Source organism: Chryseobacterium elymi (genome assembly GCF_003385495.1).
In the GTDB taxonomy this organism is placed as follows: Bacteria; Bacteroidota; Bacteroidia; order Flavobacteriales; family Weeksellaceae; genus Chryseobacterium; species Chryseobacterium elymi.
The window spans coordinates 13,421-31,052 of the sequence record NZ_QNUH01000010.1 but is presented as its reverse complement, the minus strand read 5'-3'; the positions used below and the strand labels follow the sequence as shown (position 1 = coordinate 31,052).

The window sequence follows — 17,632 nt, the reverse complement described above, 5'->3', positions numbered from 1 at the left end:
GTTACTTAATGTTAAATTAACAGTTTTCGGCATTTTATCGAGCTAATTTTGCACGAAAATAATAAGGAATGAAACGTATTTATCTCGTGCCGACAGTTTTGATGAGTTGTGTCAGCTTAACATTTGCACAAAAAAAAGAATCCGACACGCTCAAGGATGAGAACAAATTGACAGATATTGAAGAAGTGGTGATGATAGGCTACGGAAGTCAAAAAAAATCTGATGTAACCGGAGCTGTAGGTTCTGTAAAAAGCGAAGATTTTAATAAAGGAATGGTTGCTAATGTTGGTCAATTGCTTCAGGGAAAAGTTGCCGGAGTAAATGTTGCGAATGTAAGTGGTGAACCGGGAGCTAACCAAAATATTATTATCAGAGGAGTCGGAAGTTTACGTTCAGGAACGACCCCACTTTACGTTATCGACGGGTTTGTAATCGATAACAGCAACACCGGAACAGCTAATAACCCGATGAACTTCATTAATCCTGATGATATTGAATCATTGGATATTTTGAAAGATGCTTCTGCAGCTGCAATTTATGGAGCAAGAGGAGCTAATGGAGTGATTATCATCACGACTAAAAAAGGTAAAAAAGGGAGAACTCAGATGAATCTTTCTTCCAATCTTACGATTTCCAATCTTGCGAACAAAATGAATGTTTTTGGAGCAGACGAATTCAGAAGACAGGTAACCGCAGCCGGAGGAAAATTGGATGATATGGGGGGAAATACCGATTGGCAGGATGAGTTGACAAGGACGGGTGTTTCTAAAAACGTAAATTTTTCAGCAGCCGGAGCGACAGATACTTCGAATTATTATGCTGCTTTAGGATATGAAGATCAGGAAGGAATTCTTCACAACAGTAATCTAAAAAGATATTCTGGTCGTATCAATGTTTCACAAAAAGCTTTTGACGGAAGAGTAAACATTGACTTTAACCTAAACGGAGTAAGAACCGAAAATAACAGACCCAATTCAACAGATGTAGTTTCCACTATGCTTACTTGGAACCCCACATATCCCGCATATACAAATGATGCACCAACTACTGTTTTTAATAATGGGGCTTTTAACCCATTAATTCGTCGCCAGATTTACAAAGATTTCACAACAAACAACAGAATTTTAGCCAACGTTTCCCCTTCTGTAGAAATTATTAAAGGATTGACTTATAAGCTGAATTTAGGAATTGACTATTCTACAGCGGAAAGAGTTATCCAGAATATTCCGCATGCTATTCCTCTGGAGATCGGAACTTTAAACCTAAGCAATTATTCAAATAATAATACTCTTGTAGAAAATACATTAACGTATAAATTTAAAATCAACAGTCATGATTTTAATGTAATGGCTGGGCATTCTTACCAGAGATTAATGTTAACATCGAGAGGGTGGTATTATCAGAACTTCCCAATTAATGGAATCGAACCGCAATATCAGATTCCTGCTGCAGGGGCAACGAACCAAACAACATCTGTTATTGCTAATAAAAATGAATTACAGTCCTGGTTTGGAAGGGTAAATTATGATTTTCAGGATAAATATCTTTTAACAGCAACTTTAAGAGCCGATGGATCTTCTAAGTTCGGAGCAAATAACAAATACGGAATATTTCCATCAGTCGCTGCAGGATGGAACATCAGCAAAGAAAAATTTCTTTCGGATGTAGAGCAGATCAACAATCTGAAATTAAGAGCAAGCTGGGGTAAAACAGGAAATCAGGAAATTCCGGGTAAGGTAACAAAAAAAAGCTACCAAGCCGATGCTAGCGGAACTGCACAAGCCACTTATCCTCTAAATGACAGTGGAAATTATCCTATAGGAGTGTATTTGGTAAGAGCTGACAATCCGGATCTACAATGGGAAGTAACGACACAAACCAATATTGGATTAGACTTTGGGATTTTAAATAATAGATTAACGGGTACTGTCGATTTCTTCAGAAAAATTTCTGATAACATTATTTCGGTAATAAATACTGTGGATCCTATAGAACCAGCTCCAACAATGTGGAAAAATATCCCGAATATGCAGATCAACAATACGGGTTGGGAAATTTCATTACACTACAACAGCAATCCGGATAAAGCGTTTACATACAGCATTGGAGGAAATGCTTCTTTTATTAAAAATGAAGTAAAAAATTCACCATATAAAGTAATTTCCACAGGAGAGGCACAGGGACCGGGAACAACTAATGCTGTTATCAATGGGTACATTAATAATGAACCAATCGGAACTTTCTACGTAAGGGAATTTCTAGGATTAAGCGAAAACGGCACCAATATCTTCAGAGATGTAAACGGAGACGGAATTATCACAGACAACGACAGAGTTGCTGCAGGAAGCGCTTTACCGGATTTCACTTATAATATTTACTTGAAAGCAGCTTACAAAAACTTCGATTTAGGATTAAATTTCAACGGCGTTTCAGGTAATATGATTTATAACAATACTGCTTCTACGTTATTTTCGAGAGGCAGATTGGGATTATCTCACAACACAACAGATGCTGCAACACAATTTCCTAATGAAAGTGTAAACAATACCAATGTAATTTCAACAAGATACCTTGAAAAGGGAGACTTTTTCAGATTGAATAATGCCACTTTAGGTTACAATCTGAATCCGAAAATCCTTGGAATTGGTGAGCATATCAGAAACATCAGATTCTCAGTAACAGCTCAGAATTTATTCGTGATTACCAAATATTCAGGTTTCGATCCTGAAATCAATACCGGTTTATCTCAGGGTGGAATTCAGTCTTTTGGAATTGATTACGTTACTTATCCTAAAGCCAGAAGCTTTGTATTTGGTGTAAACGTAGCATTTTAATTAATTATTTAAAAGAAAAAAAATGAAAAATAAATTTTTAACCTCTATTTTTAGTCTAAGTGTTTTGGCACTTGTAGGATGTACAGATCTTGAAGAATCGGTTATCGACGAATCACTTGATGCACAAACAACAACGCCTGTTGAATCTTTCATCGCTCCGGCTTACGGTCCGCTTTCAGATGCATTTACCCATACCAAAAATTATGGTCTTCAGCTGATCAGTTCAGACCAAGCCATTCTTCCTCCAAGAGGAAGTGGAAACGACTGGTATGATGGCGGAAAATACATTGAACTTCATCAGCACACCACTACAACTACAAACGTTGTTGTACAACAGACTTGGGATGCAATAAGATTAATGCTTTCGAGAACCGTAACTGCAATCGAAAAGCTACAACCTCTTGCTGCAACAAATCCCAATGCTGCTAAAGCTGTTGCAGAAATGCGTGCTTTGAGAGCTTATTACAATATGCTAATGCTTGATTATTGGGGAATTGCATTCAAAAAAGATAACACGGGACAAAACTCTGAAGTTCTAAGAAGGCAGGAAGCTGTTTCTTATATTGAAAGTGAGTTTTTAGCTGTTGTAAATGACCTTGACAACACGAAAGGTCCGGGAAGAGTTTCTCAAGCAGCAGTAAACGGATTTTTAGCACAGCTTTACCTTAATGCAGCGGTTTACAGAAACCCTTACGGAACTCCTTCTTTTGCAGCGGGAGATATGGATAAGGTAATTGAATATACTAACAAAGTTATCAATAGCGGGTTATTTAGTTTATCTGCGGAATATTTTGCCATATTTGACGACAATAACCATTCAAACAAAGAATTAATTTTTGCAATTGACCAACGTCAAGACCTTAATACATCACACAACAGATTAGGTTATTGGTCTTTGTCAGGAAGTCAGTATCCTTTAGCTGCATTTCCTAAGGCCAACGGAACAGATGGCCCAGCGATAACTTCTGATTTTTATAAGACATGGGTTCAGGCTTATGGAAGCACTGATCCGGCTCAGGCAGATGCCAGATTTTATAAAGAAAACTTTAGTGTTCCGTCAAATCTACAGGATTTGACTGGAGTGACTCCTGCAAATGATGGGAATCATTATTTCCTTGTGAATGGTGCTACTTATGAAATTAACAGAGGAATTCAGAGAGGAGTTCAGTGGGGATTGCGAAACGCATCAAATGGACAGCCTTTCCAAACTCTGAACGGACAATATAAAATTTATCCTATCATAGAGCAGAGAAATGGATTTGTAAGCTACGTAAATCACACGCTGGATATCGATTTAGAAAATCCAAACAATAAAGATTATACAGATGGATACCGAGTTTCAAAATACCAGTTCAGCAGAACTTCAGATACAGGAAGAAACAGAGGAAATGCAGACATTGTCCTTTTACGCTTAGCGGATATTTATCTGATGAGAGCAGAAGCCCAGTTAAGAAAAGGAAATGCAGGGGCAGCTTTAGCGGATGTTAATCTCGTTAGAGCATCTAGAACAGCTAGACCTAACGTTACACCTCCTGCACTGACAGTGATGAATCTTGATCTTTTATACAGAGAAAGAGGTTTTGAGTTTTACTGGGAATATTCCAGAAGAACAGATATGATCCGTTTTGGTCATTATGAAGATGCCTATACCTCTAAAACAAATACTGATGTACGAAAAAGGCTTTTCCCGATTCCGCAATCGACAATTGACGGAGCATCAAGCGTTCCTGGATATCTGGTTCAGAACGAGGGATATTAATTTTACATTTTTTTACTTTCAAAAAACTGTCAGCAGAATTTCTGCTGACAGTTTTGATTTTATGGTCCAATTTAATCATTTGTAAGGTTGACTTTATTTCTCCCTCTAAGGATCGATGTCTGGATTGTTCTACTTGGCAAATGTTCTTCAACTCATCATTAATCGTCTCAGTGATAGAGCACTTTCTAAGCAAGAACTTATCACTCATTTCCATCAAGTTATTCTTTATATTATTGCGTATACTGGTGATTAATTGAATTCCATCTACAAATAATAATTGGGTTAGTTTTTCGCTGATATAACTCTTGTCACCGAATAACTCACCAAATATAGCCTTTAAAAAGGTTTCATTTTTCAGCGGCTCTCTATCATCAATATTTGCCTGTGTTACACATAAACTTAGAAACTCACCCTTATCATTGATGATGATATGAAGTTTGAAACCGTAAAACCAACCCATTGTAGATTTTCCCGTGGCAGCAATGTCTCTTGTAGAAACGAACGTGAATTGATTATAATCACCCATAACAGCTCCTGTGAAGATTGTATTAAAATGAAGTCAGAAAGATCTGGGTAAGCTGATCGAACACCATCACTATCATTCAGGATTTTTTCTACATGATATAATCCTTGTATAAATCCTTTTTCAGGAGATAAATGCACACCGTAATGACTTAAGTACTCCTTTACTTTGGTATTTAAATTTTCCTGGAAGCCTGTAACTACGATGTTCATTATTGCCAAGTTTTTCAATAGTATTGTAAGAACAGATCCAAATCTATTTTTCTTATTCTACAGCTTAAAAAACTCACCACCACAATTGTCAGATTCAAAGTGAAATTTGTCCGATTGATCAAATTTTCAGAAAAACATACATCAAAAAGTTCTGAAATTTGAACAAAATAGACAGGTATGAATAGTTTTTTGAAAAAAATAAAAATGAAAAATATTCTGATTGTTATGCTTGTTGCTTTTATTGGAATTCAGTTTTACAGACCCGAAATTGTACAAAAGCCAATAACCGGCGAAATTCATGCTCCCAGCGATGTAAGAGCGATACTGCAGCGTTCATGTTTCGACTGCCATTCCAATCAGACAGATTTGAAGTGGTTTGATCAGATTGCTCCCGCTTACTGGCTGGTAGCAGATCATATTAAAAAAGGAAAAAAAGGGCTGAATTTTTCTCAGTGGGATCAACTGGCTCCTTCTGTACAAAATGCAAAACTTTGGGAAGCTTTTAACCAGATTAACCTAGAAGCGATGCCTCTTAAAAGCTACGAATTACTGCATCCTGAAGCTAAGCTTTCTGAAAATGATATCCGTATCCTGAAAAACTATGTGACCTCTCTTGCTCCAAAGCAAAAACCTGATACAGCAAAGGTCTCTGCTTATAACAAACAGCTTCAGCAAGTCAATGCGATGCATACTACAGCATCCAGGCCATCATTGCCCACTGCTCTGAATGGTATTAGCTATATCCCTGATTATAAAAGCTGGAAACCGATAAGTTCTACAGAGAGGTTTGATAATGGGACAATGCGTATCATATTCGGAAACGATATCGCTATAAAAGCGGCAAAAGAACATACAACAAACCCATGGCCGGACGGAACTATATTCGCAAAAGTAGCATGGGAGCAGATTATTGACAGTGATGGTAATATCACTACTGGAGCCTTTAAGCAGGTGGAATATATGATCAAGGATTCTAAAAAATTCGTCTCAACAAAAGGGTGGGGATGGGCAAGGTTTTTATCTCCCAAACTTGAACCTTATGGAAAAGCAGCAGACTTTACCAGCGAGTGCATCAGCTGCCACCGTCCAATGGAAGACAATGATTTCGTATTTACTTCTCCTATTAACCATTAAGCTATGAAGAATCTGATCGCTTATTTAATAATGTACGTATTTGTTGTGAACTGCAGTTCCAAAAAAGAATACGAACCCGTGAATGAAAGTGCTTCCCTTCCTGAAAGTTTTGATTTTAACGCAATGAACTTAAAGGTGGTAGCCTCTTCAATTGTAATAGCCACGACTTTATCTGACAGTTAGGGGTTAAAAATAATTGTCAGTTATCCAATATTGTCCTTACTTCCAAAAGTAAGGATTTTTTGTTCCTCTGCAAGAGTTTCCAATAATTTCTCTTTTGCTATAGTTTTACTATCCAAAAATGTCTGCATCGGTGTTTTACCGTAACAATGTTTTCCTGTATGTGTTCTTTCATTGTTGTAATACGACAACCAGCTGTTTAGATCTAATTGCAGCTCCTCAATGCTTCTGTAAATTTTCTTTCTGAAAGCTATGGCATAAAATTCTTCCTGTATCGTTCTGTGAAAGCGTTCACAGATGCCGTTGGTTTGAGGGCTTTTAGCCTTGGTCTTAGTATGATCGATATCTTCAATGGCCAAATAGAGCTGGTATTCATGCTGTTCTCTTATCCCACAGTATTCAGTTCCTCGGTCTGTTAAAATTCTGAGTAAACGAAGTTCCTGCTGCTCAAAGAAAGGGACTACCTGATCATTAAGCATGTCAGCAGCAATAAGGGCATTTTTACGGTCATATAGCTTTGCAAATACTACCTTTGAATACGTGTCAAAAGTTTGCTGATAAATATGTCCAACTCCTTTTATATTGCCTACGTAATAAATGTCTTGAGCTCCTAAATATCCAGGATGGTGAGTTTCAATTTCTCCATGAGCTTTTTTCTCTTCCCTGGCTTTCTCTAATGCTGAAAGTTGAGATTCGGTAAGAACTATACCATCTTGGGCAGATTTTGCTTCTAGTGCTTTTAATCTTAGTTTAAATGTATGTAGATCGTGTCTTAACCAGATGCTTCTAACTCCTCCTGGAGATACGATAAAACCTTTCTTTTTAAGTTCATTACTTACTCTAAGCTGTCCTAAAGCAGGGTTCTCAATAGCTATCTCAACAACAGCCTTTTCTATGGCTTCATCTACACGATTCTTTAATACTGGCTTTCTTCTCGAGATTTCCTGTAATGCCAATTCGCCTCCTTGCTCATACAATTCTTTGAATCTATAGAAACTGTCTCGGGAATACCCCATTACCTTGCAGGCTTTGGATACGTTTCCTAAATGTTGTGCTAATTCAAGTACGCCTAATTTGTTTTTGATGATTTTTTGTTGTGTAGTCATAATACTTAATCTGTTTTAAAGTTATTTAATTTGATTATAACTGTCAGATTAAGTATTGACTAATTCATTCATTTATGGCCTGTTATCAAACAGTTCATGCAGTTTTTTCTGTAGAACCTTTTTGTCAGAAAGCTGTGTTTTGTACTCCGAAACCATTGTCGGAGACAGGCTTCTGTTGAGTGTATATTCTACCACTTCACTGTCCTTGTCCTTGCACAGCAAAACACCAATGCTTGGATTTTCATTCTGACGTTTAACATCCCTGTCCAAACTGGGTGTATTAAAAGAAAAGCTGAGTTTGACAAAGAAAAGTCCAAAGGGTGAAATTGAATGACCTTGTCATATCAGCTTTTTTGTTACTTATTCCATATTCATAGGGTTTTTACTTGCCATTTTTGCAAACCCCATGTGGTAGAGGATGTCAGCTCTTGTTCCTTCCTTATGATGAAAATTTTCCATAGTATTTAGTATATCTTCTTTAAAACCCTGTCTGGAATAATGCCTGTTTACGTCCTCGATATATTTTTTGCTTAGCTGAAATCTGTTGGCTCCAACCACATCCATAGCTGCTCCTTTAGAAAGACTATAAGCTTCATTTCCATATTTATGCTTATTCACAGTAGGGTAAAGATGTAATTCAATAATCTGTTTAACGGCTGATGCCTTCTTTAGATCCTGACCATGTTCTAAACAGAATTGTTGGCTAAACTCTCCACCGTAATTTGCAAAACACTGTTTTGAACAGATATGATTATGCTTATCTGTAAGACCTATATCATGCAAAAGCGATGAAACAAAAAGCAATTCAGCATCCACTTTCAGATTTTCAGATAAGGCTAATCCGCTACTCCAGAAGTAGGTTCGGTAAGAGTGGTAAAGCAAAATAGGATTACAGGTTTCCTGAGCTTCTTCGACAGTTTTTTTCGCAAGTTGGGAGTCCGGAATAATAATTTTTTTATAATCAGTCTTTGTATATTGCTTTAAGTTGGCTGCTGACAGTAATTTATTAATATTTTCCAGTAATTTGGACTGTATCAGCATAAGTTTGAATTTCTGAACTTCACTTTTGCTTAAAATGCCGGAGGCCGGTAAAATAATTTCCATATAGAAAAGTTTTTGATTAAATGATTTTGTTGTAAATATTGGATAATACTGATAATTGTTTTACATAAAAATACTAATTAGTATGTTTTTTTGTAAAAAAATTTCAGGAAAATTTTTAGTTAAGGATTTCCGATAATCGGAAAGTATGAAAAGCGTAGTCTGCTTAGCGTTGTATTTATGTGCATTTTTTTCCTTTTTAAGTATTGTGATCAGATGGTGTTCCATTCATTAGTTCTTTTTCAAAGCCTGTCTGAAGTTTTCATGCTATGTTGTCATTTCCAGTACAAGATTAGAGACAGGGCATCCATATTTTACTGTTATAAATTTGTTTTTCACAAGCAGTCTATTCATTATGTGGCAAATGATTTCTGACAACTTAAAATCAGGTCTTCCGATGTTGATCTCATTATTTTCATTAACAACAATTCCATTTCATCTATATTCTTGAAATAATAGTATAAAAAAACCTTTGCTGACCTTTGTGGTAGATAATTTCGTCAATACTCTTTTGTTATATTCTTTCGCATAAATAAGCTCATAAGCTTTCTGAAGGATGTTCAATCTAGTGAATTTAGTTTTTCTTATAAAAACATACTAAATAGTATCTTTTGCAAAGTAAAAATATTTTTTTATGATCTGCAAGTCTTAAAGAATGGTATAATAAAATTGTTATGTGGTTCGGATTTATTTAACCTTAGATCTATATTAATATTTTTAGTTTAGACTTTAATGATAATTTTGTTAATGCAGTCCTGTTCATATATTTTTTTACGTGTTTTTTATAATTTTTACCATATAAAGCGTTAAAAATACCACCTTAGTGGCTAATGTATAATCTACCTTTGTGCTTTGATGATAACTATGGACAAGATTGATAAGATGGAATTGTATACGATAGAAACTCTGATTTCTAATCATTCTACTTTGACTGATTTTAGCATTCATAGGTTAGAGGACTTTTCAAAACAGTTTAAGCATTTGAAAGCCCCTCATCTTCATGATTTTTATTCAATTATAATATTTGAAAAAGGAGTTGGTGTGCATGTCATCGATCTTGTAAATTATAATATACAGGCGAATCGAATTTTTTTAATAAACTATGGCCAGGTCCATTCATGGATAAAATTAAAAGATGCTAAGGGATATATTATTAATTTTACAAAAGAGTTTTATAATCTTATTTATACAGGGAATAATAAAATTAAGAGTGATCTGATCAATTCTGAAATAACGCCTTACATTGATATTGATGAAACAACCATGTCTGAATGGAATCAGTTGGCAGAACTTATCAAAAATGAATACCAGGCAGAGAAAAGAGAATATAAGGAACTTATTTGTATTTATTTAAAAGCAATTCTGATAAAATACAGGAGGAATCACAGCAGCTGTACACTAGAAGGAACTATTAATAAAAGTAACAGAAAAACAGTTTTAATCCAACAATTTAATGAATTGGTTAATCTTAAATTTAAACAATGGAAATTTCCAAGGCAATATGCTGAAGAATTGCATATTACCTCTAATTACTTAAATATAGTTGTCAAAAAATCGTTGGGCTGGTCTGCAGGCTACATTATTCGTGAAAGGATTGTTCTGGAAGCCAAAAGACTTCTGCAGAGTACAGATTTAACGGTGGCTCAAATAGGAATAGAATTAGGGTTTACTGATAAATCCAATTTTAACAAGTATTTTAAGGGATATGTGAATACCACTCCTGAAAATTACAGAAAGCAATCTTTTCAGCAGAAAAGCTAATCACATTTATGGAAAACTTTACAGAAATAAAAAACTACCCATATATTATTATCATGTTCGAAAGGATGTGAGATGATTTGTCCAGTGCGGGCAGTATTTGAAAATCAAATGCTGCCCCTTTTTAATTAAAATCAAGTTTTCAAAAATTGCAAAAATGAACAAAAAACTGACGGAACTGCAATCTACTGCTATTAGTGGAAACGATATTACTTCCTCATGTCTCTATGTTTCTGCACTCACCATATTATATGCCGGGCAGTGGGCATGGCTTTCGTTATGTATTGTTGCTTTGGTACTTTTTCTTTTCAGGAGAATATATGGAGAGGTTGTTGGAGCTCTACCTTTGAACGGTGGAGCCTACAATGTACTTTTGAATACAGCTACCAAAAGAACAGCTTCGCTTGCAGCCACTTTGACCATTTTGTCTTATATGGCTACCGCCGTTATTTCTGCCTCCGAAGCTATGCATTATATGTCTTCGATTTTCAAACAGCTTCCTGTGCTTATTGCGACTGTTGTTGTTCTTGTTCTTTTCTGTATTTTAACGATCAGCGGAATAGGGGAATCAGCTAATGTAGCGGTCTTTATATTTCTATTCCATTTACTTTCTTTGGTGATTCTTATTTTAGCATCAGGAGTATTTATTTACCAGCATGGTTTTTCACTTTTAGAAATTAACTGGAATATCCCTCTACAATCATCTTCTATTTGGAAAGCATTATTTTTTGGTTTTTCAGCTGCTATGCTTGGAATATCAGGGTTTGAAAGTTCTGCTAATTTTGTCGAAGAACAGCAGCCCCATGTATTTCCTAAAACATTACGCAACATGTGGATCGTGGTCAGTATTGTGAACCCACTCCTTGCTTTTTTATTAATTTGTATATTGCCGATGGCTACCGTTGGTGATCATAAAGAGTCACTTTTGGCTTATTTGGGTCATGTCACCGGTGGAAGATGGCTTTCTATCTTAATTTCAATTGATGCAGTATTGGTATTATGTGGAGCTGTGCTTACATCATTTGTCGGAGTATCCGGTCTTATGAACAGAATTACTTTGGATAGGATACTGCCTAACTTTTTACTTAAGCAAAATAAAAAGGGGGCGAGCTACAGAATCGTCATCTTGTTTTTGATATTATGCCTATCTGTTTTAATGGTTACAGAAGGTCATCTGGGCAGCTTGGCTGGTGTATATACATTTTCATTTCTGTCGGTAATGGGGTTATTTGCTGTTGGAAATTTGCTCCTTAAAATCAAACGGCAAAAACTGCCAAGACCGGAAAAAGCTACTGTTGTATCAGTACTTTTGGCCATACTGTTTGTAGGAGCAGCGTTTTATGGAAATATACTTCTTAATAAGGCTTCGTTCTATACATTTTTGAAATACCTTCTTCCTACACTGTGTTTTATTTACATTATGCTTAACCGCTTTGAAGTAATAGATGTGCTGATCAGGTTGATTGAATTCCTTTATAGTCCTTTACGAAAGTTTGTCGTAGTGGTAAACCGCTATCTTTTTAAAGCGAAAAGAAGACTTCATAGCCAGGAGTTTGTTTTTTTTTACGAAGAAAGATAATGTGGCAATTTTGAACAAGGTAATGCAATATGTGCAGGCTAATGAGGCTACAAAGAAACTAAAGATTGTCAATGTCATTAAAGATGGGGAAGATAATGAATTGCTAAAAAAAGATCTTGAAGTTCTTGATCGGGCGTATCCAGAGATAGACATTGAGTTCATTGAGATTGAAGGAGTGTTCGGACCGGATTTAATAGAAGAGTTATCTGTAAAATGGCATATCCCTAAAAACTTTATGTTTATTGCTTCTCCGAGCGATCGTTTTAGTTATAGGGTTGCTGAACTGGGGGGTGTAAGACTAATTATGTAAATATATAAATGAAAGAATTTTTAGATTATCAGATTTTTAAAATAGGTAAAATAACCTTAGAAGTTAACCAATTGCTTTTGCTTATTGTCTTTGCAATAGTGATTAAATATCTTCTGGCTTTTATAAAAAAAATCATCTATCGTAATAAGAAACTTGACGGATCCAAAAAATATACGATCTATGCCTTGATTAAATATATCATATATATTCTTGCCATCATAGGATGTTTTGATATTATAGGAATTAATATCTCAATTTTTCTTGCCGGTTCTGCTGCATTGCTTGTTGGGATTGGTTTAGGATTACAAAACCTTTTCAGTGATTTTATATCCGGGATAATTCTTTTAGTGGACCGGACTATAAAAATAGATGATATTATTGAGGTCAATGGAATGGTATGTAAAGTAAAAGAGATTAATTTGCGTACTACTACTGTGCTGACCCGTGATCAGCGTAATATTATATTACCCAATACAGAGCTCACCAAAAATTATCTCATCAACTGGACCCATACTGATGAGTTGGCACGCTTTGATGTTAAAATAGGAATTGGATATGGAGCGGACATTGACCTGGCGATGCAAATCATGGAAAACGCAGCTCAGAGGGACCCTAAAGTTTCTATTGATGAAAAGCCCTTTTGCCGTCTTGAGGATTTTGGAGATTCCGCAGTGATTGTGGCGGTATACTTCTGGACACCTGATATTTTTGCTGTTGAAAATACCAAGAGCCGCATCAGGCAGGAAATCTTCAAATGGTTCAAATCAGGAGGGATAGATATACCTTACCCTCAAAGAGTAATGCATTTAAGGGAAGATAAAGAGAGCTGATTCTTCCATAAACAATATACTAAGATAAAAATAAATGATATAAAATATGAAAATAGGTCTGATTGGATTTGGAAAAGCCGGAAAAGCGGTAGCGAATGTTATTTTACAGAATACAGATTTTTCTTTGGAATGGGTGTTGAAGAACAGCCCTATGCCAACTATTTTTTCTGCAGCAGAGTTTTTGGGGGTGAATTCTGAAGATCAGGGCTTAATTTATTCTTTAGAAAATATTACAGTTGATGAATTGTTGGATATGCATCCAGTAGATGTTATCATAGATTTTTCATCAACCGACAGTATTTTTGTGTATGGAAAAATGGCAGCTGAAAGAAAGGTGACCATAATTTCAGCAATTTCACATTATGGAGATGTCGAAAAAGAACTTCTCAGAGAGCTTTCTGAAGAAACAACTGTCTTTTGGTCTCCCAATATTACCTTAGGAGTTAATTACTTAATGTTTGCTTCCGGTTTGCTTAAAAATATAGTTCCTGATGTAGATATTGAAGTTATTGAGGAACATTTCAAAGCAAAAGAAGGGGTGTCGGGAACCGCTTTGAAAATTGCAGAGAAGCTGGATTTGGAAAAGGAAAATATTAACTCAGTCAGAGCAGGCGGTATTGTAGGCAAACACGAGGTTGTTTTTGGTTTTCCTTACCAAACGGTACGCTTGGTACACGAGTCCATTTCCAGAGAGGCTTTTGGTAACGGAGCTTTGTTTGCTGCAAGAGAACTTGCTGATAAACCTAAAGGTTTATATAATTTTGAAGATATCCTGCGTCCTTATTTTGAATTAAAAGAAGGATAAGACCATAAAATTTAGTGTTAATATTGTATTGTAGCTTTACGGTATAAATATTATTTTTATGACTTAAAGTTTATTAGAAATGCTTGGAAAACTATATAAATTTATTAGTCTGCACTACGGAGAGGAAGAAAAGGAAAAGGTGCTGGAAAACGTTACTGAAAATATTTCCTTCCGGGGTTCAAATCTCTGGATTCTGGCTTGTGCTATTGTGATCGCCTCTATAGGCCTTAATGTCAATTCAACGGCAGTCATCATTGGAGCCATGCTAATTTCTCCGTTAATGGGTCCGATCCTGGGGGCAGGTTTTGCTTTGGGTACTTATAATTTTCAACTGCTCAAACGATCCATCAAAAATCTTCTTATAGCCACTATAGTCAGTTTATTGGTTTCTTTCATTTATTTCTTCTTAAGTCCTTTTAAAGAAACGCAATCTGAACTTCTGGCACGTACAGCACCTAACATTTATGATGTTCTTATTGCATTTTTTGGCGGATTGGTAGGAGTGATTGCCATTACAAGGGTTAAGAAAGGTAATCCGATTCCGGGTGTGGCCATTGCAACCGCTTTAATGCCTCCTTTATGTACGGCCGGATATGGCTTAGCCATTGGTAACTGGGTGTATTTTATCGGAGCCTTTTACCTGTATACGATCAATTGTTTTTTCATTTGTATTGCTACTTTTTTAATTACAAAGTATCTTAGGTATCAGCCTGTCAAAATGGTTGGTGAAAAGTATGAAAAGCAGATTAAATATGGTATTACAGCGTTGATTGTTATTATGATTGTTCCCAGCTTTTATCTGGCTTACAACTTATTGAATGAGAAAAAGTTTAAACAGAATACCGATCAGTTTATAGATAAGGAGTTTGTTAAGGAAGGGTATACCATCATCTATAAGAAAATAAGTTATCATTCATCACCAAAAATAATAGAGCTTGCTTTTCTATCCAAAAAATTTACTGCTGATGAGCTGAAGAAGCTCAATGAAGAACTAAAGGAATTCGGTTTAGTGAATGCTCAGCTTGTTATCAAGCAGGATGCCACCGACCTTAAATCGGAGATTCTCAATGAAATTGGCAAAAAAGATAATATCCTTTCAGAAAAAGACATCATTATCAATAACTTAAGAAACGAGCTGGATAAGTATTCGGTCAAGGATTCCGGAGTGGTTAAAGAGATGGCCATACTTTTTCCAAAATTTCAGAATGTTTCTATAGGAAAGATTACTGATTTCCCGAATACAGACAGTGCACGTTTGGCAACCATTGTGATGTACAGTTCAGAAAAAGAGGACAAGAATGATGAGCTGAAACTTAAACAGTGGATGTCTCAAAAATTGGCAGATAGGAATACTAAAGTAATACGGCGCTAAAAAGACTTAGAATTATCTAAGTCTTTTTAGTGGCTATTAGCTTAAATTATTGAATTGATTATGAAAAAGTTGTTGTTTTACTAATTTAGTGAAAAATTTTCTTATAAATGCTATTCTGAGTACTCTTTTAACAATTGGCGATATCCCATTAAAATGGATGACTTGGAAATAAATCCAATAAATCTGTTTCCTTCACCCACCACAGGCAAATTCCAGATTCCTGTATCATCAAAGATCTGAAGGATTTCCAAGGGTTTATCCCCTTTGTGAATAATCGCTGCCGGGGCTTTCATAATCTGAGTAATATTTTTAGGGATGTCATGGTCTCCGAACAGGTAAGGGCGGATATCATCTATTGAGAACATGCCCCTTAATATTCTTTTATCATCGATTACCGCAAAAACATTCTTATTGCTCTTTTTGAAAAGTTCGAACATTTCTTTCTGTAATGGAAATATTTTCGTTAATTGTTTGAGAGTTATAATCTATAAAATCCTCGCTGTGAAGCGCAAAAAAGAATATTCCTATCGTGTTTATCCCCTTGGTCGGCCATTGACTTGAGTTCAGGTGATATGGATGAAAACCATTTGGCAATAAGATAGGAGATTCCTCCTCTCAATCCTCCCCATGTCATAATAAATAGGGATTTTGTCCCAAAAGCCTTTTTAAATCTGAATAGAACTGCAGGAATATATAAGGACACAAAGCGGGCGATTAGAATAATAATTGCAGTAATAATACCAATAGCCAGATAACTCATGTCAAACGAAACGATAACGATTTCAAGCCCAATCAGCATAAATAAAATGGCATTTAATACCTCGTCAGTTACTTCCCAGAATTTGCCCAGGTAATCGCGGGTAATATCGCTCATTACCAGTTCTTTTCCTCTATTACCTGTCATTAACCCTGCAACTACCATGGCTAAAGGTCCTGAAACATGGATGGAATGACAAAGGCTGTAGCCCCCATAACCATTGCTAATGAAATTAAAATCTCGGTTTGAAAATGATCTATGGATTTCATAAGTTTATAACCTATAAAACCAATAATAAGACCGATAATAATACCGCCGATGGCTTCATGAATAAAAAGCATTCCGATGTCGGCAGGTCCAAAGTTTTGCAGTCCTAGTGTGGCTATTTTTAAAATAGTAACGAAGATCACAACTCCGATACCGTCATTAAAAAGAGATTCTCCAACAATATTGGTTTCTATATTTTTGGATAAATTCGTTTTTTTCAGGATCCCCATTACAGCAATAGGATCAGTGGGTGAGATCAGAGCCCCAAACAGCAGGCAGTATATAAGGAGAATGTTTTGATGAAAAGCTGAGAGAAGATAAAACAAACTGTATCCCACTACCAATGTAGATATTAATGTCCCGATGGTGGCAAAACTAATGATGCTTTTTGCAGATTTTTTTAATTCCGGAATAGAGATGTGCAGAGAACCGGCGAATAACAAAAAACTTAAAAGAATACCCAATAGAAATTCTGAAAAATCAATTAAAGCCAGCTTCTCACGGATCATTTCTGTGAAACCTGAAGAAAAATATCCGGTAACAATCACACCAGCCGCCGCTAATACCCCATCATCATCAGACTGATTCCGGAAGGAAGTTATAAAAATTTTATATTAAGATAAGAAAAGAATGCTGCGAGTGTGATGAGAATAGAGAAGATTAAAAATAGCTCCATAAATATAATTTGTTGTCTTACAAAAGTACTGAAAACCGAAAACGAACTTAATTCTTTAGCTACAATCATTTTAATTAATCTGATTCTGACAAATGATGAAAAAGATTGTACAATATCAATTAACTTTTATTTTGTAAATTTTTAACATAAATTAAAAAAAAATTAAAGTAAAATGACTTACATTTGTTAATATACTATTTTTAATCCCCTGAATTTTCAATATTACGGCTGAATGTTATTATTTAGAACGTCTTTTTGTTTTTATATTTTTACACTCTTTTTTGTTTTCAACTCAGATAGGGCTGGCAAAACATCGGTCAATATCGCTGCTTTTAAATATCCTGTACCCAGCGGCGCGAATCGCTCTATCAAGAAGTATAACAATGTAAAGGCAGTTGAAGTTGAGAATAAAAGCTTTTCTAAATATCT

14 protein-coding genes and 2 pseudogenes are annotated in these 17,632 nt (G+C 35.5%); 10 read left to right on the top strand and 6 right to left on the bottom strand.

Translation table 11 applies throughout. The annotated features are described in order from the left end of the window. Positions 1–68 precede the first annotated feature (68 nt). Both DRF60_RS12705 and DRF60_RS12700 read left to right on the top strand, forming a co-directional pair. Positions 69–2,834, top strand: a complete 2,766-nt coding sequence (locus tag DRF60_RS12705) for a SusC/RagA family TonB-linked outer membrane protein (RefSeq protein ID WP_116012412.1) — start codon at positions 69–71, stop codon at positions 2,832–2,834. Positions 2,835–2,856: 22 nt separating this feature from the next. Further along, positions 2,857–4,593: a RagB/SusD family nutrient uptake outer membrane protein gene (locus tag DRF60_RS12700; RefSeq protein WP_116012411.1), complete on the top strand. Its 1,737-nt coding sequence runs from the start codon at positions 2,857–2,859 to the stop codon at positions 4,591–4,593. Positions 4,594–4,699: 106 nt separating this feature from the next. Here DRF60_RS12700 and DRF60_RS21945 read toward each other — a convergent pair. After that, positions 4,700–5,083 (bottom strand): annotated as a pseudogene (locus DRF60_RS21945) (IS982 family transposase); the annotation flags it as partial. Between the two features lie 449 nt (positions 5,084–5,532). Here DRF60_RS21945 and DRF60_RS12690 point away from each other — a divergent pair. Then, positions 5,533–6,462, top strand: a complete 930-nt coding sequence (locus DRF60_RS12690; RefSeq protein WP_238640202.1) for a heme-binding domain-containing protein — start codon at positions 5,533–5,535, stop codon at positions 6,460–6,462. A 3-nt stretch (positions 6,463–6,465) separates the two neighbouring features. Then, on the top strand, positions 6,466–6,645 hold the full coding sequence (locus DRF60_RS12685) for a hypothetical protein (RefSeq protein ID WP_116012409.1): 180 nt from the start codon (positions 6,466–6,468) through the stop codon (positions 6,643–6,645). Positions 6,646–6,665: 20 nt separating this feature from the next. Here the strand turns inward: DRF60_RS12685 and DRF60_RS12680 are convergent, their stop codons facing one another. The 3 genes from DRF60_RS12680 to DRF60_RS12670 form a co-directional block, all read right to left on the bottom strand. After that, positions 6,666–7,748, bottom strand: a complete 1,083-nt coding sequence (locus tag DRF60_RS12680; RefSeq protein ID WP_116012408.1) for an IS481 family transposase — start codon at positions 7,746–7,748, stop codon at positions 6,666–6,668. 72 nt (positions 7,749–7,820) lie between these two features. Then, the gene (locus DRF60_RS12675) at positions 7,821–8,018 is read right to left on the bottom strand and encodes a PDDEXK nuclease domain-containing protein (RefSeq protein WP_449384866.1); all 198 of its coding nucleotides are present in this window, start codon (positions 8,016–8,018) and stop codon (positions 7,821–7,823) included. 90 nt (positions 8,019–8,108) lie between these two features. Continuing rightward, a complete protein-coding gene (locus DRF60_RS12670; RefSeq protein WP_116012407.1) occupies positions 8,109–8,852 on the bottom strand; it encodes an HD domain-containing protein in 744 nt (247 codons plus the stop codon). 861 nt (positions 8,853–9,713) lie between these two features. Between DRF60_RS12670 and DRF60_RS12665 the strand changes: the two genes are divergently transcribed. The 6 genes from DRF60_RS12665 (at position 9,714) to DRF60_RS12645 (ending at position 15,503) form a co-directional block, all read left to right on the top strand. Further along, the gene (locus DRF60_RS12665; RefSeq protein WP_167443733.1) at positions 9,714–10,610 is read left to right on the top strand and encodes an AraC family transcriptional regulator; all 897 of its coding nucleotides are present in this window, start codon (positions 9,714–9,716) and stop codon (positions 10,608–10,610) included. A 154-nt stretch (positions 10,611–10,764) separates the two neighbouring features. Next, entirely contained in the window at positions 10,765–12,186 is a 1,422-nt protein-coding gene (locus DRF60_RS12660; protein WP_238640201.1) for an APC family permease, read from the top strand. A gap of 1 nt (position 12,187) precedes the next feature. Further along, on the top strand, positions 12,188–12,496 hold the full coding sequence (locus DRF60_RS21640; RefSeq protein WP_238640200.1) for a hypothetical protein: 309 nt from the start codon (positions 12,188–12,190) through the stop codon (positions 12,494–12,496). Positions 12,497–12,504: 8 nt separating this feature from the next. After that, a complete protein-coding gene (locus DRF60_RS12655) occupies positions 12,505–13,326 on the top strand; it encodes a mechanosensitive ion channel family protein (RefSeq protein WP_116012405.1) in 822 nt (273 codons plus the stop codon). Between the two features lie 46 nt (positions 13,327–13,372). After that, a complete protein-coding gene (locus DRF60_RS12650; RefSeq protein WP_116012404.1) occupies positions 13,373–14,131 on the top strand; it encodes a 4-hydroxy-tetrahydrodipicolinate reductase in 759 nt (252 codons plus the stop codon). Between the two features lie 79 nt (positions 14,132–14,210). Further along, the gene (locus tag DRF60_RS12645) at positions 14,211–15,503 is read left to right on the top strand and encodes a DUF389 domain-containing protein (protein ID WP_116012403.1); all 1,293 of its coding nucleotides are present in this window, start codon (positions 14,211–14,213) and stop codon (positions 15,501–15,503) included. 110 nt (positions 15,504–15,613) lie between these two features. Here DRF60_RS12645 and DRF60_RS12640 read toward each other — a convergent pair whose 3' ends face one another. Next, the gene (locus DRF60_RS12640) at positions 15,614–15,940 is read right to left on the bottom strand and encodes a CBS domain-containing protein (protein WP_116012402.1); all 327 of its coding nucleotides are present in this window, start codon (positions 15,938–15,940) and stop codon (positions 15,614–15,616) included. Between the two features lie 41 nt (positions 15,941–15,981). Further along, positions 15,982–17,036 (bottom strand): annotated as a pseudogene (locus tag DRF60_RS21635) (cation:proton antiporter). Positions 17,037–17,632: the final 596 nt, after the last annotated feature.

What these genes read in the sequence shown, in the direction of transcription:
- DRF60_RS12670 (WP_116012407.1), bottom strand. Translation starts at nt 8,852, where the DNA reads ATGGAAATTATTTTACCGGCCTCCGGCATTTTAAGCAAAAGTGAAGTT.
- DRF60_RS12650 (WP_116012404.1), top strand. Translation starts at nt 13,373, where the DNA reads ATGAAAATAGGTCTGATTGGATTTGGAAAAGCCGGAAAAGCGGTAGCG.
- DRF60_RS12685 (WP_116012409.1), top strand. Translation starts at nt 6,466, where the DNA reads ATGAAGAATCTGATCGCTTATTTAATAATGTACGTATTTGTTGTGAAC.
- DRF60_RS12690 (WP_238640202.1), top strand. Translation starts at nt 5,533, where the DNA reads ATGAAAAATATTCTGATTGTTATGCTTGTTGCTTTTATTGGAATTCAG.
- DRF60_RS12705 (WP_116012412.1), top strand. Translation starts at nt 69, where the DNA reads ATGAAACGTATTTATCTCGTGCCGACAGTTTTGATGAGTTGTGTCAGC.
- DRF60_RS12640 (WP_116012402.1), bottom strand. Translation starts at nt 15,940, where the DNA reads ATGTTCGAACTTTTCAAAAAGAGCAATAAGAATGTTTTTGCGGTAATC.
- DRF60_RS12655 (WP_116012405.1), top strand. Translation starts at nt 12,505, where the DNA reads ATGAAAGAATTTTTAGATTATCAGATTTTTAAAATAGGTAAAATAACC.
- DRF60_RS12660 (WP_238640201.1), top strand. Translation starts at nt 10,765, where the DNA reads ATGAACAAAAAACTGACGGAACTGCAATCTACTGCTATTAGTGGAAAC.
- DRF60_RS12700 (WP_116012411.1), top strand. Translation starts at nt 2,857, where the DNA reads ATGAAAAATAAATTTTTAACCTCTATTTTTAGTCTAAGTGTTTTGGCA.
- DRF60_RS12680 (WP_116012408.1), bottom strand. Translation starts at nt 7,748, where the DNA reads ATGACTACACAACAAAAAATCATCAAAAACAAATTAGGCGTACTTGAA.
- DRF60_RS12665 (WP_167443733.1), top strand. Translation starts at nt 9,714, where the DNA reads ATGGACAAGATTGATAAGATGGAATTGTATACGATAGAAACTCTGATT.
- DRF60_RS12645 (WP_116012403.1), top strand. Translation starts at nt 14,211, where the DNA reads ATGCTTGGAAAACTATATAAATTTATTAGTCTGCACTACGGAGAGGAA.